The organism is Dielma fastidiosa (assembly GCF_003475485.1).
Lineage (GTDB): Bacteria > Bacillota_I > Bacilli_A > Erysipelotrichales > Erysipelotrichaceae > Dielma > Dielma fastidiosa.
This window is the reverse complement of sequence record NZ_QRQL01000001.1, coordinates 60,662-85,735: the sequence shown is the minus strand read 5'-3', so window position 1 is coordinate 85,735 and position 25,074 is coordinate 60,662. Positions and strand designations below refer to the sequence as shown.

General features: G+C 41.4%; 28 protein-coding genes and 1 riboswitch. Of the genes, 3 read left to right on the top strand and 25 right to left on the bottom strand.

Going from position 1 to position 25,074, the window contains the following annotated elements; all coding sequences use genetic code 11:
• Window positions 1–63: 63 nt before the first annotated feature.
• The gene (locus DWZ33_RS00485) at window positions 64–606 is read right to left on the bottom strand and encodes a DUF1836 domain-containing protein (protein WP_022939624.1); all 543 of its coding nucleotides are present in this window, start codon (window positions 604–606) and stop codon (window positions 64–66) included.
• 112 nt (window positions 607–718) lie between these two features.
• Between DWZ33_RS00485 and DWZ33_RS00480 the strand changes: the two genes are divergently transcribed.
• Entirely contained in the window at window positions 719–1,747 is a 1,029-nt protein-coding gene (locus DWZ33_RS00480) for a threonine aldolase family protein (RefSeq protein WP_118453436.1), read from the top strand.
• Window positions 1,748–1,786: 39 nt separating this feature from the next.
• Here the strand turns inward: DWZ33_RS00480 and DWZ33_RS00475 are convergent, their stop codons facing one another.
• The 16 genes from DWZ33_RS00475 to DWZ33_RS00400 form a co-directional block, all read right to left on the bottom strand.
• Window positions 1,787–2,782, bottom strand: a complete 996-nt coding sequence (locus DWZ33_RS00475) for an NAD(P)H-dependent glycerol-3-phosphate dehydrogenase (protein ID WP_022939626.1) — start codon at window positions 2,780–2,782, stop codon at window positions 1,787–1,789.
• 11 nt (window positions 2,783–2,793) lie between these two features.
• The gene (gene der, locus DWZ33_RS00470) at window positions 2,794–4,104 is read right to left on the bottom strand and encodes a ribosome biogenesis GTPase Der (RefSeq protein WP_022939627.1); all 1,311 of its coding nucleotides are present in this window, start codon (window positions 4,102–4,104) and stop codon (window positions 2,794–2,796) included.
• Between the two features lie 2 nt (window positions 4,105–4,106).
• A complete protein-coding gene (cmk, locus tag DWZ33_RS00465) occupies window positions 4,107–4,775 on the bottom strand; it encodes a (d)CMP kinase (RefSeq protein ID WP_022939628.1) in 669 nt (222 codons plus the stop codon).
• Window positions 4,775–5,590 carry a hypothetical protein gene (locus DWZ33_RS00460; RefSeq protein WP_022939629.1) on the bottom strand — a complete coding sequence of 272 codons (816 nt, stop codon included), beginning with the start codon at window positions 5,588–5,590 and terminating at the stop codon, window positions 4,775–4,777. The genes cmk and DWZ33_RS00460 overlap by 1 nt, the downstream gene beginning before the upstream one ends.
• Before the next feature lie 71 nt (window positions 5,591–5,661).
• On the bottom strand, window positions 5,662–6,279 hold the full coding sequence (locus DWZ33_RS00455; protein WP_118453435.1) for an ECF transporter S component: 618 nt from the start codon (window positions 6,277–6,279) through the stop codon (window positions 5,662–5,664).
• Window positions 6,280–6,357: 78 nt separating this feature from the next.
• Window positions 6,358–6,472: riboswitch (FMN riboswitch) on the bottom strand.
• An 82-nt stretch (window positions 6,473–6,554) separates the two neighbouring features.
• Window positions 6,555–7,112 carry an elongation factor P gene (efp, locus tag DWZ33_RS00450; protein ID WP_022939631.1) on the bottom strand — a complete coding sequence of 186 codons (558 nt, stop codon included), beginning with the start codon at window positions 7,110–7,112 and terminating at the stop codon, window positions 6,555–6,557.
• A gap of 137 nt (window positions 7,113–7,249) precedes the next feature.
• Window positions 7,250–7,576 carry a hypothetical protein gene (locus DWZ33_RS00445; protein WP_022939632.1) on the bottom strand — a complete coding sequence of 109 codons (327 nt, stop codon included), beginning with the start codon at window positions 7,574–7,576 and terminating at the stop codon, window positions 7,250–7,252.
• Window positions 7,577–7,605: 29 nt separating this feature from the next.
• Window positions 7,606–7,878, bottom strand: coding sequence for a hypothetical protein (locus DWZ33_RS00440; protein ID WP_147352861.1), 273 nt, complete (start codon window positions 7,876–7,878; stop codon window positions 7,606–7,608).
• Window positions 7,835–8,335, bottom strand: coding sequence for a hypothetical protein (locus DWZ33_RS00435; protein WP_147352860.1), 501 nt, complete (start codon window positions 8,333–8,335; stop codon window positions 7,835–7,837). The genes DWZ33_RS00440 and DWZ33_RS00435 overlap by 44 nt, the downstream gene beginning before the upstream one ends.
• Complete coding sequence (locus DWZ33_RS17905) at window positions 8,328–8,498, bottom strand: hypothetical protein (RefSeq protein ID WP_022939635.1); 171 nt, start codon at window positions 8,496–8,498, stop codon at window positions 8,328–8,330. Before DWZ33_RS17905 ends, DWZ33_RS00435 begins: the two co-directional genes overlap by 8 nt.
• Complete coding sequence (locus DWZ33_RS00430; protein ID WP_118453432.1) at window positions 8,491–8,868, bottom strand: hypothetical protein; 378 nt, start codon at window positions 8,866–8,868, stop codon at window positions 8,491–8,493. The genes DWZ33_RS17905 and DWZ33_RS00430 overlap by 8 nt, the downstream gene beginning before the upstream one ends.
• Window positions 8,858–9,154: a competence type IV pilus major pilin ComGC gene (comGC, locus tag DWZ33_RS00425; protein ID WP_022939637.1), complete on the bottom strand. Its 297-nt coding sequence runs from the start codon at window positions 9,152–9,154 to the stop codon at window positions 8,858–8,860. The genes DWZ33_RS00430 and comGC overlap by 11 nt, the downstream gene beginning before the upstream one ends.
• A 908-nt stretch (window positions 9,155–10,062) precedes the next feature.
• Window positions 10,063–11,088 (bottom strand): ATPase, T2SS/T4P/T4SS family, encoded by a 1,026-nt coding sequence (locus tag DWZ33_RS00415; protein WP_022939639.1) that lies wholly within the window; start codon window positions 11,086–11,088, stop codon window positions 10,063–10,065.
• 123 nt (window positions 11,089–11,211) lie between these two features.
• Window positions 11,212–11,820 (bottom strand): MBL fold metallo-hydrolase, encoded by a 609-nt coding sequence (locus DWZ33_RS00410; RefSeq protein WP_118453932.1) that lies wholly within the window; start codon window positions 11,818–11,820, stop codon window positions 11,212–11,214.
• Between the two features lie 38 nt (window positions 11,821–11,858).
• Window positions 11,859–12,008, bottom strand: a complete 150-nt coding sequence (gene rpmG, locus DWZ33_RS00405) for a 50S ribosomal protein L33 (protein WP_022939641.1) — start codon at window positions 12,006–12,008, stop codon at window positions 11,859–11,861.
• A 94-nt stretch (window positions 12,009–12,102) separates the two neighbouring features.
• Window positions 12,103–14,220, bottom strand: coding sequence for a peptidoglycan D,D-transpeptidase FtsI family protein (locus DWZ33_RS00400; RefSeq protein WP_118453429.1), 2,118 nt, complete (start codon window positions 14,218–14,220; stop codon window positions 12,103–12,105).
• A gap of 72 nt (window positions 14,221–14,292) precedes the next feature.
• Here DWZ33_RS00400 and ispG point away from each other — a divergent pair, with 72 nt between their 5' ends.
• Window positions 14,293–15,360, top strand: coding sequence for a flavodoxin-dependent (E)-4-hydroxy-3-methylbut-2-enyl-diphosphate synthase (gene ispG / locus DWZ33_RS00395; RefSeq protein ID WP_276330521.1), 1,068 nt, complete (start codon window positions 14,293–14,295; stop codon window positions 15,358–15,360).
• Between the two features lie 21 nt (window positions 15,361–15,381).
• Here ispG and DWZ33_RS00390 read toward each other — a convergent pair whose 3' ends face one another.
• From DWZ33_RS00390 to DWZ33_RS00370, 5 genes are all read right to left on the bottom strand, one after another.
• Window positions 15,382–16,134, bottom strand: a complete 753-nt coding sequence (locus DWZ33_RS00390; protein WP_118453425.1) for an ABC transporter permease — start codon at window positions 16,132–16,134, stop codon at window positions 15,382–15,384.
• A complete protein-coding gene (locus DWZ33_RS00385; RefSeq protein WP_118453423.1) occupies window positions 16,131–17,078 on the bottom strand; it encodes an ABC transporter ATP-binding protein in 948 nt (315 codons plus the stop codon). The genes DWZ33_RS00390 and DWZ33_RS00385 overlap by 4 nt, the downstream gene beginning before the upstream one ends.
• Before the next feature lie 20 nt (window positions 17,079–17,098).
• Window positions 17,099–17,956, bottom strand: coding sequence for an AraC family transcriptional regulator (locus DWZ33_RS00380; RefSeq protein ID WP_118453421.1), 858 nt, complete (start codon window positions 17,954–17,956; stop codon window positions 17,099–17,101).
• 141 nt (window positions 17,957–18,097) lie between these two features.
• Window positions 18,098–18,973 (bottom strand): deoxyribonuclease IV, encoded by an 876-nt coding sequence (locus DWZ33_RS00375; protein WP_118453419.1) that lies wholly within the window; start codon window positions 18,971–18,973, stop codon window positions 18,098–18,100.
• Complete coding sequence (locus tag DWZ33_RS00370; RefSeq protein WP_118453931.1) at window positions 18,970–20,328, bottom strand: DEAD/DEAH box helicase; 1,359 nt, start codon at window positions 20,326–20,328, stop codon at window positions 18,970–18,972. The genes DWZ33_RS00375 and DWZ33_RS00370 overlap by 4 nt, the downstream gene beginning before the upstream one ends.
• 191 nt (window positions 20,329–20,519) lie before the next feature.
• Here DWZ33_RS00370 and ispH point away from each other — a divergent pair, with 191 nt between their 5' ends.
• Complete coding sequence (ispH, locus tag DWZ33_RS00365) at window positions 20,520–21,404, top strand: 4-hydroxy-3-methylbut-2-enyl diphosphate reductase (RefSeq protein WP_118453417.1); 885 nt, start codon at window positions 20,520–20,522, stop codon at window positions 21,402–21,404.
• A 16-nt stretch (window positions 21,405–21,420) separates the two neighbouring features.
• Here ispH and DWZ33_RS00360 read toward each other — a convergent pair whose 3' ends face one another.
• Genes DWZ33_RS00360 through dnaG form a run of 3 tightly spaced genes read right to left on the bottom strand, consistent with a single transcriptional unit; the run spans window position 21,421 to window position 25,064 of the window.
• The gene (locus DWZ33_RS00360) at window positions 21,421–22,086 is read right to left on the bottom strand and encodes a tRNA (adenine(22)-N(1))-methyltransferase (RefSeq protein ID WP_118453415.1); all 666 of its coding nucleotides are present in this window, start codon (window positions 22,084–22,086) and stop codon (window positions 21,421–21,423) included.
• Window positions 22,086–23,291, bottom strand: a complete 1,206-nt coding sequence (gene rpoD / locus DWZ33_RS00355) for an RNA polymerase sigma factor RpoD (RefSeq protein WP_022939651.1) — start codon at window positions 23,289–23,291, stop codon at window positions 22,086–22,088. Before rpoD ends, DWZ33_RS00360 begins: the two co-directional genes overlap by 1 nt.
• 21 nt (window positions 23,292–23,312) lie before the next feature.
• On the bottom strand, window positions 23,313–25,064 hold the full coding sequence (dnaG, locus tag DWZ33_RS00350; protein ID WP_118453413.1) for a DNA primase: 1,752 nt from the start codon (window positions 25,062–25,064) through the stop codon (window positions 23,313–23,315).
• Between the last annotated feature and the right edge of the window lie 10 nt (window positions 25,065–25,074).

Sequence of the window (25,074 nt, the reverse complement as noted above, 5' to 3'; positions counted from 1 at the left end):
CCCTTATTCATTAAACTGTATGTGTCAGAATGCACAGATATGCATAGAATAAGGGGTTAATCTTTATTTTATTTCATTTTCCGGCTGAATGTGAATTACTTTTTGTACCAGCACTTTATTCGCAAAAGCTAAAGCTGCAAACTTCATCGGTATCGCACTCATAACTACTGGATCAATACTATTCAGCGCACCGCCCTTCAGAATTAGGGAAAGCATCATCTGCAAGGCTTGTTCCTGCTCCTCACAGAACAGATTATAGGAATCCTTTTCACTCATCACAACGGTTTGCATCGTAATTGCTGTTTTGATATCAGAAAGTGAAAATACTTGTTTAAACGTAGAAATAACGATCAGATAAGCGAGATGGACACGGTTGTATCGTTTTTTCTGCGGTGAAGGAATCAGTTTCATCTTTACATAATTATTTACCATGGCTGGGGTGATGATCTTCTCATCGGGAATGCTTAAGGGTGCCAGATAACGTTCAATCAGAGAAATCAGTTGATCCATATATAAATCAATAGAGGGCAGTTCATGCCAGCGCGGTAAATGAAAAGTCAGCATGTCCTCTCCCCATTGATATAATTCTTCAGTGTTATTTTTCATAGCTATTCCTCCAAGTTATAGTTTACCTTTTTTTTCTGTTAAGTGCAAATCTTCAATATTGATGAAATAAGAAAAGAGGATTATAATAGTTAAAATGACGGAGGTAGATATGATGTACAGTTTTAGAAATGATTACAGTGAAGGGGCGCATCCCTCGATATTAAAAGCGATGAACGACGAGAATTTAAATCAGAAAATCGGTTATGGAATGGATGAAATCTGTGAGCAGGCACGTGCTTTAATCCGCAAGGAATGCGATGCCCAGCTGGCTGATGTGCATTTCCTAGTCGGCGGTACGCAAGCCAATCTTACCGTGATAGCCGCTGCCCTGCGGCCCTATGAAGCGGTGATTGCCTGTGAGAGCGGACATATCAACGTTCATGAAACAGGATCTATTGAAGCATGCGGACATAAGGTATGTACAGCTTATGCAAAGGACGGCAAATTAACACCGGCCATGATACAGAAGATTGTTGATTTTCATGCGGATGAGCATATGGTCAAACCTAAAATGGTTTATATTTCTAATGCGACGGAGCTGGGAACCATATATTATAAGGAAGAATTAACTGCCCTTCACCAAATCTGCAAGGAACTGGATTTATATCTGTTTATGGATGGCGCGCGGCTGGGCAGTGCTTTAACAGCCGAAGGCAACGATCTGACGCTTGCTGATATCGCAAGGCTTTGTGATGTATTCTATATTGGCGGCACAAAGAACGGCGCGCTGTTCGGTGAAGCTGTGGTGATTAATCATGAACAAATTAAAAAGGAATTTCGCTATAATATCAAACAGCGCGGCGGTATGCTGGCTAAAGGCTTCCTTTTAGGTCTTCAATTTAAAACGCTCTTTGAAAATGATTTGTTTTATTCATTAGCCAAGCAAGCAAACGAATGCGCACAGCGAATGGTCAAAGTCATCAAGGATGCCGGTTTTGAATTTTATGCCGATTCCCCGACGAATCAGCTATTCCCGATTCTGCCGAATTCACTCGCCGATAAGATCAGTGAGAAATACGCATTTCAGGTTCAGGAAAAAATAAATGATGAAACCACAGCGCTGCGCTTTGTAACATCCTGGGCTTGTCCAAATCATGTCATTGATGAATTTATCAATGATTTTAAATCATATACCAAATAGGTAAATTAAAAAATACGCATGACGCGTATTTTTTAATTTTTAAAGTTCTGCTTTTAATTCACGCAGCATTAAATCACGGGCTGAAACCGATGGTTTTTTACCTTCATACAACACTTTATAAATCTCATCAACGATCGGCATATCAATCTGATGCTGCTCCTTCAGTTCATACAAAACCTTAGCGGTGCGCACCCCTTCAACCGTTTTCGTATTGTTCTGCCAGAAGACTTGCGCATCATCCGCCTTGCCTATCTGATAACCCGCTTGAAAATTACGGGAATGTACGCTTGTACAAGTAACAACTAAATCACCAATGCCGGTCAATCCCATAAACGTTTCCTGACGGCCGCCCATTGCAGTACCAAAGCGAATCATTTCAGCTAAGCCGCGGGTAATCAGCGCTGCCTTCGTATTATCGCCATAACCAAGACCTGCCAATACACCGCTCGCTAAAGCAATCGCATTTTTAACCGCTACACCAAGCTCCGAGCCAAGCTCATCATTACCGCGGTAAACCCGGAAGTAATTGTTTGAGAACAGGTGCTGAATCGTCATAGCGTCAGCTTCATTTAATGAAACCGCGCAGATCGTTGTCAGCATTCGCAGTACAACCTCCTCCGCATGACTTGGGCCAATCAGTGAAACTACACTGCTCAGCTTATCTGATGGAATACAGTCACGAATAACATTTGACATACGATCGTTGTTGCCCGGATGAAAACCTTTGGCGGTATTGACAACAATGATTTTCTTAGTTAAATAAGGCAGAATACTTTGGCATACTTCCTCAATCGCAATTGAAGGTACTGATAAAAGCACAACATCCGCATCTTTAACTACGCTGAGATCAGCCGTCGCCTGAAGCTGTGGATTCAACTGCACATCAGGAAAGAATTTCTTTATTGTATGTTCATTTTGAATCTCATTGACTTCCTCATGATTTTTACCCCAAATGATACAATCTTGTCCATTATCAACGAGCACCTGAGCCAGAGCGGTTCCCCAGCTGCCGCTGCCAATTACAACAGTTTTCATTTTATCTTCTCCTATTGCGTTTTTTCTCTGGCGATGATTCTTAATGTCGTACCAGTGAAATCAAATGCCTCACGCAGCTTATTTTCTAAAAAGCGTTTATAGCTGAAATGCAGAAGCTCAGGATCATTAACAAAGAGTACAAAGGTCGGCGGTGCTACCGCAACCTGTGAACAATAATAGATACGCAGACGCTTACCGTTGTGTGTTGGCGGCGGCGTCATTAATTGAGCATCTAAGATGACTTCATTTAACACATTCGTCTGAATTCTCAGCAATGAATAATCATGTACCATATCAATCAGCGGCAGAATTTGATGAATCCGCTGTTTAGTGAGTGCTGATACAAACAGAATCGGCGCATAACTCAGATAGACAAACTCATTGCGCAGTTTCTTTTCGATACTGACAGTTGAGTTTTCATCCTTATCAACCGTATCCCACTTATTATAGATAAGTATTACACCCTTACCGGCTTCATGCGCATAGCCAGCCACATGCTTATCCTGATCGCGGATACCGCTCTCGCCGTCAATGACTACCAATACGACATCACAACGCTCAATGGCGCTCATGGCCCGCATCACAGAGTATTTTTCTACATTTTCATAAACCTTGCCGCGTTTGCGGATACCCGCTGTATCAACAACGACATATTCCTTGCCTTCCCGCTTAAAAGGTGTATCGATGGCATCTCGAGTTGTACCTTCAACATTTGAAACGATAACTCGATCCTGATTCAAAATCGCATTAACCAATGATGATTTACCGACATTAGGACGGCCAATCAGACAGAAGCGCGTCATGCCTTCATATTCATTGCGGATATTCTTAGGGAAAGACTCGACAATTTTATCAAGCATATCACCAATACCGATGCCATGCGTACCTGACAATGCGATTGGATCACCAAGTCCCAAAGCATAGAATTCATAGATTGCATCCATAAATTGCAGATCATCAATCTTATTGACAACAAGAATCACCGGCTTCTGTGATTTACGAAGCATCTTGGCAATATATTCATCATCCTTCGTCAGACCATCTCGGCCATTTACAACAAAAACTATTGAATCCGCTTCTTCAATTGCGATTTCAACCTGCATTTCAATTTCTTCTTTGAACGGCTGATTTTCAATCTGAATACCGCCGGTATCAATAACTCTGAATTCTTTTGTGAGCCATTCTGCCTTGCCATAAATACGGTCGCGGGTAACCCCCGGTGTATCCTCGACAATTGATTTCCGCTCGCCGATAATTCGGTTAAATACTGTCGACTTACCAACATTAGGACGTCCGACAATTGCTGTTATTCCATAGATCATGTTTAACCCTCCTCATTCGATTTGGTTTTCAGTAAGCCTCTGATTTCATCAATCACCTCTTCAATACTCATGTCTGAAGTATCAATTTCAATGGCATCTGCCGCTTTCTTTAAAGGTGAATTTTCACGATGTGTATCCTGATAATCACGCACCTCAATATCACGGATTACTTCCTGTTCATCAAATGGAATGTTTTTTTCTATATATTCTTTAATGCGTCGCTGCGCACGCGCTTTGACCGATGCTACCAAAAAAATCTTAAGCATCGCATCCGGCAATACCACCGTTCCGATATCGCGCCCATCAAGCACATAACCGCCTGCGGATGCAATTTGCTGCTGCAGGGTAACTAACCGTTCCCGCACCATTTTCAATTTAGATACATCAGAAGCCCGCATCGACATTTCATTGGTTCTGATTTCTGATGAGACCTCTTGATTGTTGAGATAAATATGACCCGCTGAATCAACATCCAATTTCATTTGATCCATCATATCAGCTAAAGCCAATTCATCATCAACAGCAATACCTTTTAATTTAGATAAATAGCCGACACAGCGATACATTGCCCCGGTATCTAAATGTTTATAACCAAGCTCTTTGGCGCATAAGCGCGCAATTGTGCTTTTACCAGCCGCACTCGGCCCATCAATAGCAATATTTCTTTTCATTAGATTTTCCCCATTGACTGCAGTACCCAGAACACACTGATGCCGACGATGATAACAAATGCCAGCACCAGCAGCAGCATAATCATATTCAACAGCTTATGTGTTTTATTGATACCCTTATTCAGTCCTGTAATTTCTTCTTCATATTCGTCCAGCTGCACCCGAATCTGCTGCGTCTCTTCAGTTATTTTGCGCTGAAAATCTTCATTCATGCGGTTCATCATCGTATATTCATGGGTGGCGTCCTGCTGAATCATCGCCGGTGTGGTTTCCTGCTTCTCAATTTCAACTCGTTTCACACTCATCCCTTGAACTGGCAGCGTCTCGCTTTCATGCAGCAATTCCTGAATCTGTTTAGCAATCTCCTGCTTTGACTGAGATGCCGTTTCTGATTCAACAACTGGCTGCGGCTGGCTGATCGGATCATCATTCAGTTCTTTTATGTAATCTTCTCTGCGTCTTACCGCCGGCCGATTCAGCTGGTGAAGGATATCAATCTGCGTATTATCGCTTTCCATTAAACCGCGCTTAAGATTGTATTCTTTAACATCTCTGATAATATCATCCATATATTCATTCTTAAATGAATCCGTATTAAAAAGATCCGTCGATGTATCCGCCAGCGTTTCCTTCTTTTCTCTTACCGGCACATGAACTTCCTCTTTAACTTCCATCTTTTTGAATAAGACAGGATCAAATTCATTCAGACGATTTGCATATTGTGAAAGTTGGTCACTTTTAATTTCTTCTGCAGGTTCAGTCTCGATTTCTTTTCGTAATTGTTCATATTTTTTTACCCGAGATAATTTTTCCATAAAAAAAGCCTCCTGACTTTTAATATTATACCAAAAACAGGAGCACTTTTCATCTAATTTAGCAAAACCGCTTATTTTTTTAATAACAGAGAGACACGTTTATAGATCAATGAAACAATTACGGTACAGGCAGCCCCTTTAATCAGGTTCAGCGGTGTTGTCGCAAAGATCACAAAGGTAAAGATACCCGTGATGTTGGCGTTTAATTCTGATCCCATCGCAATCAGCGCGTCCATCGGCATCTGATAAGCCCAAGCATAGACAGGCAGCAGTATGAAGGCATTGACTAAAGCACCAAACAGCATCATTGATAGTGTACCGATTACCATGCCATAAAGCGCTGAACGCTTATTTTTATGATATTTATAAATTAAGGCAGCCGGCACAACAAAGGAACAGCCGATCAAAAAGTTGGCAAGCTCACCGACAAAAAGCGTAGTCGTTCCTTTAATCAGCAGATGTACCACAATTTTGATAAATTCTACCAGCACCGCTGCCAGCGGTCCTAGTGCAAAACCGCTGATCAGCACCGCTACCTCTGAGAAATCAATCTTGTAGAAAGGCGGCAGAAAAGGCAGCGGAAATTCAAAAAACATTAACGCGCCGGCCAGCGCCCCCATGACGGCAATTTTAGCGATCATATTGATATTAAGATAATTCTTTTTTAAACCTGATTCTGTTGATGACATATTTTTTCCTCCTCGTCATACCTTTTTTACAATAAAAAAAGGTTCCAACAAAACCTTTAGGGAACCGATTAAAAGCTTAATCAACTTCTTTCATCCAGACTTTACTGTCGCCATCGGAATTGCACCGATTCATGCCCAAAGGCTCGCGGGGTATACCGCCGGTTGGGACTTGCACCCTACCCTGAAGTTTTTGCTGTATATAGCATAACACTACTTATAAATCTTGTCAAATCATAAGAAAAGCAGATAAAACATCAGTTCTATCTGCCCTTTACTTACGCTCTGCCTGAATATTTGCCGTCCGCAGTATTAACAACGATCATTTCTTCATTGTTGATGAAAAGCGGTACACGAATTTCCAAACCAGTTTCCAGTTTCGCATTCTTAGTTGCTGAAGTTGCTGTATCACCCTTAACGGCTGGTTCAGCTTCTACGATCTGTAATTCAACCTTATCCGGAAGAATAACACCTAATACTTCTCCTTCATACATTGAAATATTTACATTTGAATTCGGCTTAATGAAATTTAATTCCCAAGTCAGTTTTTCCATTGGAATTTCTAATTGTTCATAAGTTTCATTATCCATGAAGATGCAGTTTGTTCCATCATCATACAGATACTGCATTTCACGCTTGTCAATACGAGCCTGCTCTACTTTGTCACCGCCAGTAAAAGATAAATCAATAATTGTTCCTGTTCTTAAGTTTTTAGCTTTAGCCTTTACAATCATTTGACGCATTGCAGTTTTGTTGTGAGAGATGTCCAACACAACATAAATATTATTTTCGTATTCGATAGTAATACCTGGTTTTAAATCATTAACAATAATCATTCTACGACCGCCTTTCAATAGTTCACCCTTATATTTTATATAAATTTATAGATTTGTCAATTATATTCGATAAATAGGGCTTTTTTTTAGTATTTAGCCTTAAATATCTTATTTTTCAGATGGCTTAAGGATAGGTGTTAAATCAATATTTTATATCGGTGTGAACAGCCCAGATTCACTGATGCAATAAAATTAACGGTATAAATTACCCATAGATTATCCAAATTGAATTCAACTTTATTAAACCACCAAAATGCGGCGCAGAAAGCAGTAAAAAGCAAGGCAAAAAGAAAGTCTTTCCATTCGATCGGCTTACAGCTGGCCTGATAGCTTGGTGAAAGCAGGAATGTGTAAGCGGCAAAGAAAAAGGCAAAGATCCAAGCATTTTGATCGACAAACTGAAAAACGATACAAAGCAGAATCATAATCATATAAAAAGCAAAACTGACAATGGCATTTCGCATAATTCACCCCATAGTTAGTTTTGCTGTTTTTAATTAAGATATTCAAAATTCATGATACATTCATCAAGATCGTTAAAGGTTATCAAATATCCAACAGTTTTGTCAGGATAATAAACGCTGACTCTCGCCTGCATTTTATCATAGACAATGGATATGGGAATTCCCTCATATTCAAAATCAATATCAGATTCAGCATAGTTCAGATAATCACTTTTAACCTTCATAATCACGACGGTTTCCAGCCGCTCGCTTAACGAATCACTCTGAAACAACAGCATCGCTGTCTTGATTCTGGTACTCATCAGCAGGATCAATGAGATCATCAGCTGCAGCATCATCAGGGAATAAAGTGAAATCCATCCCCGGCTGTTCACAGGTGAGCCAGCGTTCATTGATTTTAGATTCATTATTCTTTTGATATTGTAGATAGATGCACTCTCCTTTAGTGATAAAATTCATTGCTGAAAGATCCATAAGCATGATTTCATAGCCCGGTGTCTTAACTAAGCGCTGACGGTCAAAGATCAATGTGTATTCCTCATTGTACAGCATGCCGCTTAGAGTATCGTCAACCGCACTGACAGCCTCACTGAGCAAAAGGATATGCCGAAGCTGACGCAGTCCGATTTGATCCTGAATAAAATCATCTTTCTGAATCAAGCTTTGCAGCATCGGCATAACCGCAGCCAAAAGCATCATTGAAAAGGATATGATCCATAGGCTCAGCAGTACCTCAATACTGGTAAATCCTTTATTCATATAAGGCTTCAAGCCGTTCATCCTCACTTTTGAAATCAAATTGATTCTTTAATTGCTGGAAATGATGCTCAGCGGCAAGGGATGAAAGAATCATCACACAAAGCAGCACTGCCCCGGCAAACAGCAGCAGACTTTCCGCTAGCATAAAGCCTTTCTTATTCAAGCGCCATCCGCCCGCTGCCTAGCTGAATAATGATACATCGGCATTGATTCCCTTCATGAAAGCAGTAAGTTCCGGCGTGATTTACATTACCTGCAGCATTAAATTCAATTTTACCCTCATCAACACTTCGCGAGGCCGGCAAAGCTTCACACACCTCATTAAAACAGAGCTGATGCGTACTTAGGGTAATACTGTTAGAATGCTGATTCAAAATCGCATCCAGCTGGGCAGCTTCCAGCTTAGCCATAAATCTGCGGGTATCAGAAGTCAGCGAGGCCGGCGGTCTGACAAAAGGGAAAAGCAGAAGCAGCATAGCAAATGTTGAAACCACAAATAATACTTCAAGTAAAGTATAGCCTTTATTGAACATATGCCTCTCCTTCACTGATTTCAATCATTTTGCCATCGGGACAGCGGCGCTGACTCTCTTTTAAATATTTGCCGTCAATTAACTGCTGGATGCTGACAGGTGTCTCCAATGTATCAATCTCATAAAGCAAAATCTGTGAATTAACGACCTCAACCAATGCTTCACAGCCCTTTTTGCGAATGATCTGCTCCTTTTGCTGAATATTAGGTAAGGTAATGAGAAAGATCAATGAGATAACAGATAATACTAAAATCATTTCTAATACCGTAAAACCGTCCTTTTTCATAACGCCTCCTTTAAAAGCTGCCAATCATTTCAAGCGGCAGCAGCATGATTTGGTAAATCAACACAACAATTAAAGCAATAAAACCATATGAAAAGCACTGAATCCCGATACATACTAGCTTGATTTGTCTGATCCACCGCTGCTGCTGAAAAAGCAGATAATCATCCAAACATGATGACAGCTGCTGAGTGTGCAAGCCACATTTAAAAAAATATTTAAACCGCGCTGACAAATACATAGAGGAAGTAACGGTATCTTCAAAGGACTCACCCGCCTGCAAAGCGTTAAATAACGCATTGCTCGCATCAGCGCTAAGACCTTGTTTGCGCAAATGATGCAGATAAGTAAACATTTCCTTGGTGGAACAGCCGCAGTGAATCAAAGAAAGCATATCAGAAGCAATGACATAGGATATAAGTTCAAGAAAGAGCGGAAAGCGGCAGAGGAGTGAACGGTAATCAGGCTTTAGATAACAAATGATACATAATAGCGGTACAATAATCAGCAGGATAAGCAGCCCATAGGTCACCCCCTTCATAAAAGTAATCATAAGCCTTAATTGATTGAGATTTTCAGCTTCCGAAAAAGTCAGGGTCAGCTGTGGAAATACTGCGGTTGTGAAAACAAACAAGGTGATCAGCGCAAAACAAAGAATAAACAGCGGATAACTGGTTTCCTTAAGCCAAAGCCTTTTTATCGCCTGCTGTTTCTCAACCAGTGATGCGGCATTCATAATTGCCTTAGGCAGTGTTGACAGCTCAAGAAAAAATCTGCAGTGCTGATAAAAAGCACCCTTTCCCTTTGCCAGTACACAATCGTAAAAGCTGATGCCCTGTTCCAGCTGATCAACGACCGGCTGCAGATTTTCATCAACAATCAATAACGAATGGGCCAATGGATATCCCTTCTCAAGCAGGCTGGCTAACTGGACAAACTGATTCATCGAAATCGTAGAGGTCGGCTTTAGCGTCTTTTTTATAGATAATTCCTTCCTCAGCAGCTCTCTTGATTTCTTTAAAAATATCGATATGCTCGCGGCTTGGCTGATCCTCCTCGATCCATCTTCGCAGCGGCTGTTTTTCCAATATTTCATAGAGACAGATCCTACCCTTTCTTTTTTTGCTTACAAACAGCCGCTGATTCGTAATAGCGCTTAATGTATCAAGCAGCTCATGCTTCTCTAAACCAAACTCACACAATCGTTTTATGGCTTCACTCGCGCATTTGCAGTGCATCGTAGAAAAAACTAAATGACCGCTTAACGCGCAGCGAAAAGCCATTTTAGCCGTCTCACTGTCGCGGATTTCACCAATCATCACAACATCAGGATCATGTCTCAAAAGCTGCTTGATGCCCTCCTCATAAGTCAGATTCAGCCGCTCGTTAATTTGCAGCTGCAGATAATTAGGAGAAACAATCTCAATTGGATCCTCAAGCGTTATTACCTTTAACTGCTTATTCAGCGCAATTTCTTCAAGAATCGCATTTAACGTCGTTGTCTTGCCGCTGCCAGTGGGTCCAGTGACTAGAATCATTCCGCTTCTCAAATGTGTCCAGTTATAAAACGTCCGCGTCTGCTCTTTGCGAATGCTTAAATCATCAATAGTTATCACTTCATGATTATTCAGCAGCCGCAAAACAGCGGTCTGCACCTGCAAGGTCGCCAGCATTGAGAAACGAAAATACAGCCTTTTGCCATTGATCATCATTTCAAAATTACCGGACTGCGGCACACTGAGATTCCCCAAATCAAGATTTGCCTGATATTTAATAAAGTTAAATAAAGCCAGATCATAACCATCACCTTCAATGTCGATAAAACCGCGGATTGAACGCATGGCAATTTTAACCTGCTGATCGCGGATCGTGAAATGGATATCGGTAGCACTATGCTTTTGTGCTTCACGAATCAGATTTTCAAGCCTCTCCTTCATCCTCTCACCTCACCTTGTATATATGCATTGAAATATAAAAACACTAAGTTATTTTTATTTTCTTATAACAAAATGGAGCCAACTTAGATGCTGCTAAGTTAGCTCCATTACTGGTTCATCGATTTAATTTAAATATGGATTATGAGCAAATTCTTCAAAAAGTGTCGTTGCATCTCCATGGCCTGGAAACACTTGATAATCAACGCTCATTTTCTTTATTTCATTCAAAGTATTGACCATCTGTGAATTAGATCCGGTAGCTAGATCTGTGCGGCCGATACTGCCTTTAAAAAGCACATCACCGGCAAAAAGATTTTCATTCCAAAGCATCATCACACAGCCAGCAGTATGGCCTGGCGCATCAATAAACTCAACATTAAAACTGCCGATGCTTGCCTTTCCATAAGGAATCGCTCTTGGCTTGGTTTTAATTATGATTTCCCGGCCGCCGGCAGATTCATTCAATCTGGGATTGGTAAGCAAAGGTATGTCTGCCTCACTGATGTAGACAGGACAGCCATAATGCGCCGCTAAATCATCAACCGCGCCGATATGGTCCAGATGTCCATGAGTCAACACAATCCCGCTGACAGAAGCCTGCTTTTCGTCAATCGAAGCAATCATTCGTTCAGCCCGCGCGCCTGGATCAACAATCAGTGCTTCCTGATCTTGATAGAGGACATAACAATTTGTTTGATAAGCACTTACTACAAAACGTTCTATCTTTTTCATCTTCTTCACGAATAAAAAAAGCCGCAAACGGGCTTCTCTTATTTTTTCTCCTTATGTGCAGTTTTCTTGTTGCAACGCGGACAATATTTGCTGATTGTCATACGTTCAGGATTTTTACGTTTATTACGTGTTCCGATGTAGTTCTCTTCACCACATTCTGAACATTTGAATGTAATTCTGTCTCTCATGGTTTCCCTCCTTGATAATGGCTATAAAATTATAACATAAAAATATTGTAAATGCTATACCTTATTTTGTCTAGAGAAATTTAAACTTTTTCCCCTATTCATACGTTTTATAGTATTCAGTAAGCACATCATTCATGATTTCCAAACAGATATTGATCTGTGAACGGTCATTATTTGAATCCGGTGCCGAACAAACAAATGAAATTGTCGGGTTATTACTTGGTGCGAAACCAATTACAGCCGAATTTGTTCTGATCGCCGTTGTACTTATTTCAGCAGTTCCGGTTTTAGCCGCAATATCTTTATTTAAATTTTTAAACCCGCTGCCGCAGAAGGTCGAGCTGACGCACTCACGCATTCCCTGTTTTACACGTTCAAGATAATCAAGATTGCCGCTCACCGTATTCAGCACATTGGTATCATACTGATAAATCACAGATTCATCAGAATTTATCTCATAAACTTCTTTTAAGAAATGCGGCTGAACTCGATAGCCGCCGTTGCCGACTGTTGCGACATACTGAATCAGCTGCAGCGGTGTATATGTATCATACTGTCCGATTGCAAAGTCTAATAGCGTTCCCTGTTCTCGAGCTGTCGAAACATAACCAATAGATTCATATGGAATGTCTACTCCGGTTTCAAGGCCTAAGCCAAACATCTGGTAATACTTTCTGAAAATATCATATGCCGTCATATTCGGCAGATAAAGCGGTGCATTCGGCACATAAACACCACCGGCCAAACGAATCGCGATATGGAACATATAAACGTTACTAGATTTCGCAATCGCTGTAATATCGTTGATTGCTCCCTTATTCTCGGCTGACTGTTTCACCAGTCTTGACGCACCGCTGCCAAATACCATCGGCGCATCGACGATAATTTCATTAGGCTGAACAACACCTTCATTCAAACCCATATACATTGTAGCCAATTTAACGACTGATCCGGATTGCCGTGCTTCCAGATAATTACCGCTGGCATAAGGGGTAAAAGTACCATCATCATTACGCTGCTGACCATTCATTGTAATGATTTCACCATTTTGCGGATTCATTAAAATCACAAACGCCTGTTTGAAATTCTTACGATATTCATTATCCTTTTCACGCTCTAAGACACGCTGAAGGATTTCATCAACCTTTTGCTGAAGCTCGATATCAACGGTCAGCTTCAGATTATAGCCCTTGCGGCCAACTGTTGACGGTGAAAAAATAGCAATACCGCTTTCTTCATCATAACTGATATCCTGTACCGTTCTTGTACCACGCAGATAGTCCTCATACTGCAGTTCAAGACCGCTGCTGCCAACCCGTTCATTCAACGCATAACCCTGAGCCAAATAGTAATCCTTACTGATTTCATCAAGGCCGCGGGTCGATACACTGCCTAAAACATCCCGCAAAGTCGAACCATATTCGTAATTGCGAATCCAGTCGGCAGTCACATCAAAGCCCGGAAATTCTTCCTTATGCTCAACCAGATAAGCGACATCTTCTTTAGAAGCATTCTCAACAATTACCGAGCTGTCCTGACTGGTCGCTTTTTCCATTAAAATCATCACCGGCCAAGCAATACGCTTATCCGCATTGCTGAGATAACCGGCATTCTTTTGAGCCTCGGTTAATTCCTCTAAACAGATGCGGTCAATATCCGCCTGCGTTACCCGATTGATTTTGATGCGATACACCTCATTGGTCGTTAATTCACCACGCAGTGCCTTATCCAATTCTTCCTCAGTCAGCAAATCATTACCATAATTATCGGCAGCAACTAAATAAAAATCTTTCCAGTCGCGTTCCGTAATCGTATCTTCCTTAATCTGAAATACTTGGGCGAATTGTTTTGCTAAGGCCCATTTTGATTCTGAATAAGAAGAAACATTAGAAGGCGGATAATATGTAATATTCAATGATTCCTTATTGCTGACAAGCACATTGCCGTTGCGGTCTACCATTTCACCGCGCGGCGGTGTCACTACCTGCTGTTTGCGGGTAAAGGCCTCCAACTTAACAATATAATCTTCATTTTCCAGTATCTGCACATTAAACAGCTTAACGCCGATGGCAATAAAAAAACATAATACAACAATGATCATGACTTTCATCCGCTGATTGACAATCTTATTGAAATCAGCCGTTTTCTTCAATAAATCACTGCTGTTTTTACGATTTTTGTTATCAATTTCTCTAAAAGGATTTTTTAACATAAACGTCCTCCGTTATCTATTATAATACAATTTTGCCATTCTGAACATCTTTCATGCTATAATATCAGCGAGGTGAAAAACATGAAAAGAACAGAAACCCGCCCGATCCATGTAGGCAGTCTGCAGATCGGCGGTCAGCAAAAAGTAATCATTCAGTCCATGTGCTCAACACGGACAAAAGATATAGATGCCACAGTCAAACAGATTCTTGCTTTAGAAAGAGCTGGCTGTGAGCTTGTGCGCATGGCGGTCATCGATGAGGAAGACGCCGCGGCAATCACGGAAATAAAAAAACAGGTGCATATCCCTTTAGTCGCCGATATCCATTTTGACTATCGGATCGCTATTGCCGCTGTAAAGGCCGGCATAGATAAAATCCGCTTAAACCCCGGCAACATCGGCAAACGGGAAAATGTTGTTGAGGTTGTTAATGTCTGCCGTGAATATAATGTACCAATCCGCATTGGCATCAACAGCGGTTCATTAGAAAAAGATATTCATGAAAAATACGGCCGTCCAACTGCCGAAGGGATGATTGAAAGTGCGCGACGCCATGTCAAAATTCTTGAAGATCTTGGCTTCTATGATATCTGTCTATCCTTTAAATCAAGTGATGTAAGCCTGTGTGTAGAAGTCTATGAAAAGGCCTCTGAGGTCTTTCCCTACCCGCTGCATTTAGGTGTTACAGAAGCGGGTACTAAGCTCACCAGCTCCATTAAATCAAGTGCTGCCTTAGGTATTCTGCTCCATGAAGGCATCGGTGATACAATCCGAATCAGCATTAACGGCGATCCTGTCGATGAAATCGTTGTTTGCCGGCAATTACTTCGCAGTCTTCATTTAATCGATGCTGTTCCAAATCTGATTGCGTGTCCGACATGCGGCCGCACAAGCTATGATATCCAATCTGTAGTGAACGAAATGGAACCCTTTGTCCTAGGTTTAAACAAAGATATTACAGTTGCAATCATGGGCTGTGCTGTCAATGGTCCCGGTGAAGCAAAGCATGCAGACATTGCCATTGCAGGCGGTAAAGATGAAGGCTTGCTGATTAAAAAAGGTGAAATTATTGACCGAGTGCCAACCGCAATGATGGTACAGCGATTGAAAGAAGAAATAATGAAAATGATTGAAGAATAATAAAAGACCTAACCAGGTCTTTTAATTTGTTTCTTTTTTTAATTGCATATAAGCAAAACTAAAACTGATGCCGCTTAACAAGATCAGCATGATAATAACCGCTGCTAATTGATGCGGATCAATCCAGCCATTTAAGATTAAAGCGCGCAGTGCATCAATCACATAGGTAAAGGGATTGCAGCTAAGTGCAATAGCTAATGCATTGTTCATTCCTGCTGCTGGAAATAAAGCGGAACTGAGAAAGAATATCGGCAGTACAATCGCGTTCATAACCGTCTCATACACTACCTCATTAGGCAATATCATGCTGATGCCATAGCATAAGCCAGCCATAAAAAAGACTGTCAGAGCAATTAAAATAAGTACCCAGCCAATTACTGTCAAGTTTAGCGGCAGCTTAACGGATAAGCATAAGGCAATGACACACAAGACAACTGCTTCAAGGTAAGAACATAACACCGCTTCCAAGAGCTGGCCTAATATTATGATTCCACGATGCATCGGAGCAATTAATATCCGATAAAAACTGCCGTCCTTTTTCATCAAGTAATTCATCATCCCGCTGCTGCTGCAAGTGCCAAAGCTGACCAAGATCAAGATACCCGGTAAAATAAACGCCGTATAATTATCAATGCCCGTATTTTGCATCGTCTGCTTTGCGGCACTGCTGTAAAGAATCAGCCAAAGCAAGGGCTGAAGCAGGGTGATGATAATTGTAAAAGCATTATGAAACCGCCATTTAACATTTCGGTATAATAAAGTGAATACCCTCATTTCCCTGCCTCCTGTTCAGCCGTTAAACGCACAAACACATCTTCTAAACTGGGCTGTACGATTTGAATACCCAAACAGGGTATTTTTTGTGTCAGTATCAAACTGAGTGCCTTTTCCATATCAAAATGGCTGTTTTGGGTATGAAGCATCACCGCCGCATCATTTAACATGGCATGTTGATTTGTGAAACATTGCCTAAAGGGTTTTAAATATTTATTGGCCGTCTGTTTGGTATCAAATTGAATCTGCAGATATTCCTGATGAATAACTGCGCGCAGTGCCTGTGGGCTATCCTGAATTAATGCTTTCCCTTCTTTCATGATGCAGATTGTATCACTTAAATTTTCAGCTTCTTCTAAATAATGGGTGGTAAGGAAGATCGTAGTTTTAAATTCATCTCTAATTTTTCTCATCATCTGCCACATTTGTCTTCGTGAACAGACATCCATTCCCACCGTAGGTTCATCTAAAAATAAAATTTTAGGATTTGACATCATATTCAGTGCAACATCTAATCTGCGTTTCACACCGCCGGAATAAGAGGACACTGCATATTCTTTAAACGGCGCTAAATCAAAAGCGTTGATAAGCTCATTCATTCGCTTTATGGCCGCTTGCTTAGGAATCTTATAAAGCTGGCTTTGGAAGAGCATATTATCAGTTAAAGATAAATGCGTATCAATTGAAAGCTGCTGAGCAACACAGGCAATTATGCACCGAACTTCATCCGCATGACAGTTAAGATCCATGCCTTGTATTAAAATCTTCCCAGAAGTCGGTTTCAAATAAGTGGTTAGAATGTTGATTAATGTTGATTTACCCGCTCCATTAGGCCCCAATAAAGAAAATATTTCACCTTCTGCCACCGACATATTAAAACCATTTAATGCCTGTTTGCCATTTTTATAACGTTGAACTAAATCATATGTTTCAATAATTGCCATCAGTTTGCCTCCATCATGTATTAATTTTTTACTTTTTTAATTGCTATCCATATTTCAAAATGACCTGATTCAGACATATCATGATTGATTGGATATATTTCAATATCCGGCAGTTCCGCATAAGCATAGCCGGAAAATGGCAGCCATTCAGTCAGAAAACGTCTGAAAATCGCTTGGCTTGCTTCTTTAAAAAGACCGTCACATTCAAAGACAACCCATACTGCGGCAGGAATTTCCAATACATTCATTCCCATAGGTACAGCTTTGCTGCTGGCTGCTGCAACACTATAATAAAACTGATCATTTAGACTATGAGTGATACCCGCTATGCCAAATGGTTCATTTGTTAAATCATATAAGCTATTAATCTGACCATTTTTTAATAATTTGTCCCAAAAGAATGGCACCAAGTTCTGATTTTCTTCCATGTTTTGCGTCAATGGGAAGCGGATGCCGACAAACCGCATTGCCTTTTTTTCCTCAATACGATAAGACATAGGCTGTTTGCCGCTGACTGTTACCGTAAAACGAATCGGTAAATAGGCGGTTAAGGGCTTGCCTGTTCTTCTGAGCGAAACCGGTGAAACACCATGCACAGCCTGAAATGCCCTATTAAATGAAGTGGGTGAAGCATATCCATACTTAAGAGCGATATCCAGCACTTTACATTTAGTTGTCTGTAAGTCAAAGGCGGCTTGTGTCATTTTGCGCCGACGGATATATTCGGATAATGAAATTCCTACTGCATATGTAAACATCCGCTGAAAATAAGTGGTTGAACAGCAGGCGATGCGGGCGGCTTCATCATAAGATATTTCTTTATCCAAATTATTTTCTATATAATCAATGGCTTTGTTTAGATTTTGTAACCACTCCATACCTTACCTCCTATGCCTATCTTAAACGAATGAATAATTATATTCCTCACTTTTGATGTTCTCTTTTGTAAAGTTTAAATCAATATAAATTTCAAAGCAAATAGATAAAAAAAATCACTGCTTATCAGTCAGTGATTCTGTTTATCCTTGCTGCTTATTTAAAAGGCGGCTGTCAAATACGCCTTGTTTCAGCATTTTAATTTCTTCTTTATAAGGCGGCTGATCATCTACATAAGGAGTCTCTAAAATTTTAGGTATCTGCTCAAGCCGTGGGTGGTGGGCAATCATATTCAGAATATCAAAGCCGATCTTCCCATAACCAATATTTTCATGACGATCCTTGCGGGCTCCGCAGCTGTTTTTAGAGTCATTCAAATGAATTACCCGCAGCCGGTCCAGCCCGATGATTTCATCAAATTCTTCAAGTAATTCGTCAAATTTGGAGAGATCACGGCCCGAATCATGAACATGGCATGTATCAAAGCAAACAGCCAGATGATCCTTATAACGGCAGCCATCAATAATTGCTTTTAACTGATGAAAGTCACAGCCGCATTCACTTCCCTTACCGGCCATCGTTTCCAAAGCAATCATTGTATCACCGATGTTTTCCATCGCTTGATCAAGACCCTCACAAATTTTCTTTATTCCTGCCTCAGTGCCGGCATTGACATGACTGCCGGGGTGCAGCACTAAAATTTTTGCGCCAATCGCTTGTGTTCTTTCAATTTCACGAACTAAGAATTCAACACCGCCCATAAAGGTTTCCGGTTTAAATGTATTGGCCAGATTAATTAAATATGGCGCGTGTATGATGATGTTCTCCGGCATAATGCCATGCTCTGCCATCAATTCCCTCGCTTCATCAATTTTAAACTTGGACAGTTCTACCCGCCGTGAATTAGAGGGCGCACCGGTATAAATCATACAGGCGTTGGCATCATAGCTGATGGTATCCTTAATGGCCTGAAGCATGTAGTCCGGCGCGGACATCGAAACGTGTGATCCGATGATCATTCTTCATTCCTCTCCTTCTGCTTCTTCTTAGCGCGCTCCTTTTGCTGACGCTTGATGTCCTGCTGGATCATCTCACGATGGGCTCGGCGTTTCAGCTTTTCTACCTCCGCCTTGCGTTTCTTCTTATAACCAGGCTTCACCGCTGCCTTTTTACGGCTTACTACTTTCGCAATTTCTTTATCCAGCGGATTGTCTTTTTTTACCTTTGGTGCATTAAAGGTTTTTAATTCAACCCATTCACCATTTTTATAATTCTTAGTTTTGAAACCGATTCCCTTAACCTGAAGCTGCTTGATGAGAGGCTCATCCTCTTTTTTATATAAAGAGAAGCAAGTGCCGTCACGGCCCGCACGGCCGGTTCTGCCTGAGCGATGAATGAAGAAATCCAATTCCTTTGGAAAGCCTAAGGAGATAACATGGGATACTCCTTCAACATCGATACCGCGAGCTGCGATATCCGTAGCTACTACATATGTTTTATCAAGGTTCATCAAATTTTTCATCGCTGAGCGGCGTTCACGCGGCTGCAAATCACCATGCAGTTCAATTAAATCATAACCGTTCTCACGCATTAAAGCCGCGCAGCTCGCTGCCTGTGAGCGTGTGTTAGCAAAAATCAAACAAACATAAGGCGTAAAGCCCGGTAAGATTTCAAGCAGTTTCTGCTCATAGCTTAAATGCTTGCATGGAATCAAAATTTGTTCGATTTTTGGTGAGCTCTTATGCTCATCTTCAATTTGAACGGTGACTGGATTTGACATGTATTTTTTCAAAAAAGGTCTTAAGCCCTGTGGAATCGTAGCTGAAAAGCTCAGCATCTGTAAATCCTTGCGCATTCTGCCCGCAATCGCATCAATATCCTCTAAAAAGCCAAATTCAAGTGTCATATCCGCTTCATCAATAACCAGAATTGAAGCCTTTTCAATCCGCAGCGTCTGCTCATTCAAAAACAAATCGCGGATTCTGCCTGGTGTACCGATAACGATCTGCGGCTGAACCTTAAGCTGTTCACTCATTCTTGATTTCTCAAGACCGCCGGAAATCAGCTTTACGTTAATCTTTGGACATGCCTCGCTGATCTGCTGGGCACGCACATACAGCTGCATTGCCAACTCACGGGTTGGCGCGGTAATCACTGCCTGTACCTCATTCAAATCAGGATTGATTCTTTCTAATATAGGAATTAAAAATGCATGGGTCTTACCGGTACCTGTATCTGAAATACCAATAACATCCTTATTCTTCATGACTAATGGAATTACCTGCTGCTGAATCGGCGTTGGTTCTGTAAACTGATTTATTTCTAAAAAGCGCTGAGTTGCGGCGCTGAAATTATAATCGCTGAATTTACTCATAAAATCATCCTCTCTATTTATTATAACCATTTCTGAATCACAGCTTGCCGCTGATTCAAAATAATTGCCAAACTTCCTTAAAATTATAACATAACCGCTGTTTATCGGCAATTTTTTAATTTTTCTCCACATCAATTCAAATAATTTCACGGCCGATACAGAATATGGTAGAATTGTACTGAGGTGAAATCATGAAAATCATTAAAGTACAGCCGCGCGGTTATTGCAAAGGTGTTGTTCGGGCTATACAAATTGCTAAACAAACCCGGCTTGAGCATCCTGACAAAAAAATAACCGTACTCGGCATGCTTGTTCATAATCAATATGTGGTCGATGCGCTGAAATGCCTGAATATCGATACAATCGAAGATAAAACAAAAAGCCGTCTTGAATTGCTGGATCAGATTGACGAGGGCATTGTCCTCTTTACAGCTCACGGCATTGCTTCGCAAGTAAAAGAAAAAGCTGCTGCGAAAGGGTTGATCTGTGTAGATGCCAGCTGTCCGGATGTGCTTTCAACACAGGTCATAATTAAAAACGCGCTGGCTGACGGCAAGCATGTAGCATATATTGGCAAAAAAGGGCATCCAGAAGCAGAAGCGGTATTAAGCATCAGTCCCACCATTCAGCTGATTGAGCTGCATCAGCCCCTGCCGCCATTAGCAACGCCGCTTTTTGTCACTTGTCAGACAACGATGAGTACCAGTGACGTACTTGCTGTTTTTCAAGAAATCAAGCAGGCTTATCCGCAGGCAGAGATCGGTGAAGAAATCTGTAATGCCACCCGCATCCGCCAGCAGGCGGTGCATGAGCTGCAGGATGTAGATGTCTTAATCGTTGTTGGCGATAAACAAAGCAACAATTCCACAAGGCTTGCGGAAATCGGCCGCAATCACGGCATTCCGCATGTCATACTGATTGATGATGCTTCTCAGCTTGACTTATCAGCCTTTCATGACGATGACGTTGTGGCAGTTACCAGCGGTGCTTCCACCCCTTCTCAGCTTACCGCTCAGGTAATCGATAAGCTCAATGGAGAGGAAATGAAGCCGCTTGACTTAACACGGCTGCTATAAAACAAAAACGGGTTCATCAGGAACTCGTTTTTAATTGCTTATCGATGCGCTGAAACAATTCGGTTAATTCAGCATATTTATCATGATCCTCAGCCAGCTGATCAAGAATCAGTGAAAGCTTATGCCGCCGGTATTCCCAATATTCCTGAAACAATTCCTTCTGCGGCATTAAAGGACCGAACAAAATCTCATCATCACTCAGTTTCCTGCCGCCAAATGGTTCTGCGACAACGATCTGATAATAATGACCTTCATGAACCAAATCTTCATCAACAATGGCAAAGCTATGATCGCTGAGCCATTGGCGCAGCAGGTCTACATCACTGTTAGACTGTAAAATCAAACGTTTAAACTGCGGCAATCGCTCATAATCATTCTCCAAAATCATTTTAATAGTTTCATAGCCCATGCCGGAGATAATCACACAATCAACTTCTTCAGGACAATCACTCAAGCCGGCACAAAGCAAAGGAAAAACCCGATCCAATGTATCGGTTTCTTTAATCGTAGCCATGGCTCGCTGAAGCGGCCCTTCATTAATATCACATGCATATGCCCTGACACATGTGCCGTCAAGCACACATGCACAAGGCAGATAAGCATGATCACAGCCAATATCGGCTAATATACTGTCTTTTAATACAAACTGCTTAATGGCAGCCAGACGTTTGCTTAACTTCATTATGGCTTATCAACAAAGTCCTTCAGCCGTTTGCTGCGGGTCGGATGCTTCAGCTTACGCAAAGCCTTCGCTTCAATCTGACGGATACGCTCACGGGTAACATTAAACTCCTTACCCACTTCTTCAAGCGTACGGGTACGGCCGTCATATAATCCAAAGCGCAGACGCAGCACTTTTTCCTCACGCTCCGTCAGGCCCTGCAGAACCATATTGATTTCATCCTTAAGCAGCTGATTGTTTGCATATTCATCCGGTGACATCGCTTCTTTATCTTCGATGAAATCACCCAGATGTGAATCATCTTCTTCACCGATCGGTGTTTCAAGTGAAACGGGTTCAAGCGCGATTTTTTGAATCTCACGAACCTTTTCCGGTGAAATACCTTCCATCTTTTCAGCAATTTCTTCAGCCGTAGGATCACGCCCTAAATCCTGAACCAATTGACGCTGAATACGGGTCAGCTTATTGATCGTTTCAACCATATGAACCGGAATACGAATCGTTCTGGCCTGATCAGCGATTGCACGGGTGATGGCCTGACGAATCCACCAAGTTGCATATGTAGAAAACTTAAATCCCTTGGTATAGTCAAACTTTTCGACAGCCTTAACAAGACCCATGTTGCCTTCCTGAATCAGATCCAAAAAAAGCATACCGCGGCCAACATATTTCTTTGCGATGGATACGACCAAGCGCAGATTGGCAGCAATCAAAATACGTTTTGCTTCCTCATCACCATTTTGAATCCGGCGGGCAATCTCCGGCTCATCCTCAGGATTCAGCAGTTCAACACGGCCGATTTCCTTTAAATACATCTTAACCGGATCATTGATCTTCGTATGTGAAGAGTTAGCGAAAGACTGTTCCAGAGACTCAATATCACTTGCCAGATTTTCTTCATCAGTAAAATCATCAACTTCATCATCAGCATCAAAATCCATGCTGTCATCATCTAATGCAAGGTCAGCGTCAGTAATATTCAAATCCTCATCATCTGTAATAACGATTTTATTCTGATTAAACCAGTCAAATAATTCATCACTGTCCTGATCACTCAGATCCAAATGCTCGATGGCATCCGCGACATCCTTCTGATACAGGATTTTATTTATTTTATAAGATTCCAGAAGTTCCTGCTTTATATCATCTAAAGTTTTTAATTCTTCAAGCGATTTAACTTCTGCGGCAGTTTGTTTTTTAGCCATGGTATTGCGCCTCCTGTTTTACTATCGTTGTTTAAGCAATTCACTGCGCTGTCTTTTTAACTGTATGATTTCATCACCTATTTTAGCCTTTTCAAGCGGATCACTGATTTTAAGTGACTGTTCACTCAGCTTTTTCATCTTATCTTCTAAGCATGCCGCCTGGATCTTTAAACATGAGTGTAAGAATACATCTTCATTATAATCCGGCAAAGCCAGTTCCCATTCGCTCAATTCAATCAGTAAAGACTTGACAGCCTCTTCTTTAATACTGTTATAAAAATCAGCGATTTCAATTTCATCATGTGTCCGATAGTAATCAATAATATAGATTGCAAGCTTGTTGCAATTTTCATCAATTAAAAATCCCAGCTTATCTTTGAATGCATTATTTGCCTGCAGACTTACCAGCATCTGTGAGAGAATCTCATACTCGGCCCGCAGACTGCCATTCTTCGGCTGCCGCAAACCAATAGAAGGAGTAACTAAAACATTCTTTTTCTCCTTCACCTCAGCTTCACTCATATCAAACTGGGTAAGCTCAAACAATTTCGCAAGATAATTCTTGCGTTCAAAACGCTCGGTGCAGGCATTGATTTCACGGCCTAATTCAACCGCGAACTCTTTTCGCTGCGAATAATTTTCAAGATTGTACTTTTGCTGCAGATAACGGAACAAAAAATCAATCCACGATATCGTTTTCTCTGCCATATGGATCAGCTCATCCTTGCCATATCCATCAATAATCTCATCCGGGTCAAGACCCAGCTGATTATCAACAACTTCAAAATGAAGTCCGATTTCCCGTGCCAGCTTGCCAAATTTATAAGTGGCATTGATACCGGCCCGATCACCGTCATAGCAGATCACGCACTTAGCATGCAGATTTTTAAGCAGCATCAGCTGTTCGCGGGTACAGGCTGTTCCCAGCGTAGCGACACAATCATGAATACCTACTTTCTCAAAAGCGATAACATCCATTGCCCCCTCAACGATCAATATGCGGCCCGTTGACTTTGCCTCAACCTTAGCACGGTGATAGTTAAAGATGAGCGATCCCTTTTTAAAAGCCGGCGTTTCTGATGTATTGATATATTTTGCTTCATCATTTTCATCGACGCGGCGGGCGGTAAACCCAACCGGATTCCCATTACGGTCATGAATCGGAATTAAAATACGATTGGCAAATACATCATGCATTCCACTTGGACTTATCCGCACCACATTGCTTTCAACAAGCTGTGCATCCGTAAATTTCTTGGCATTCATATACGCGTAAAGCGCATCTCCCTTAGGATTATAGCCAATTTCAAATTTTCGGATACATTCTTCATTGATGCCGCGCTGAAGCAAATAAGCCTTCACTTCAGCAGCCTGGGGCGTTGCCAAGGTATAATTCGTATATTCGATCACGGATCGGCAGACCTTATGGATCGACGCGATATTCGGATCGAGTGTTTCATTGACCAGCATCCGATCAGCTTCTTCAACTTCTACACCAGCATAATCAGCAACCTTCAGCACCGCTTCGACAAAAGAGATGTGTTCAAAGTTTTGAACAAAAGTAAAGACATTGCCGCCGGCATTGCAGACAAAGCATTTATAAATCTGCTTATCCGTAGAAATAGACATTGACGGATTGTGATCATCATGAAAAGGACAAGTGCAGACAAAGCCGCGGGCTTTCCTTGTCAATGGCACATAACGCGATATTACATCGGCAATATCGGCGCGTGAGCGAATTTCATTAATTTTTTCCTCACTGAGTCTGGCCAATTTATCACCT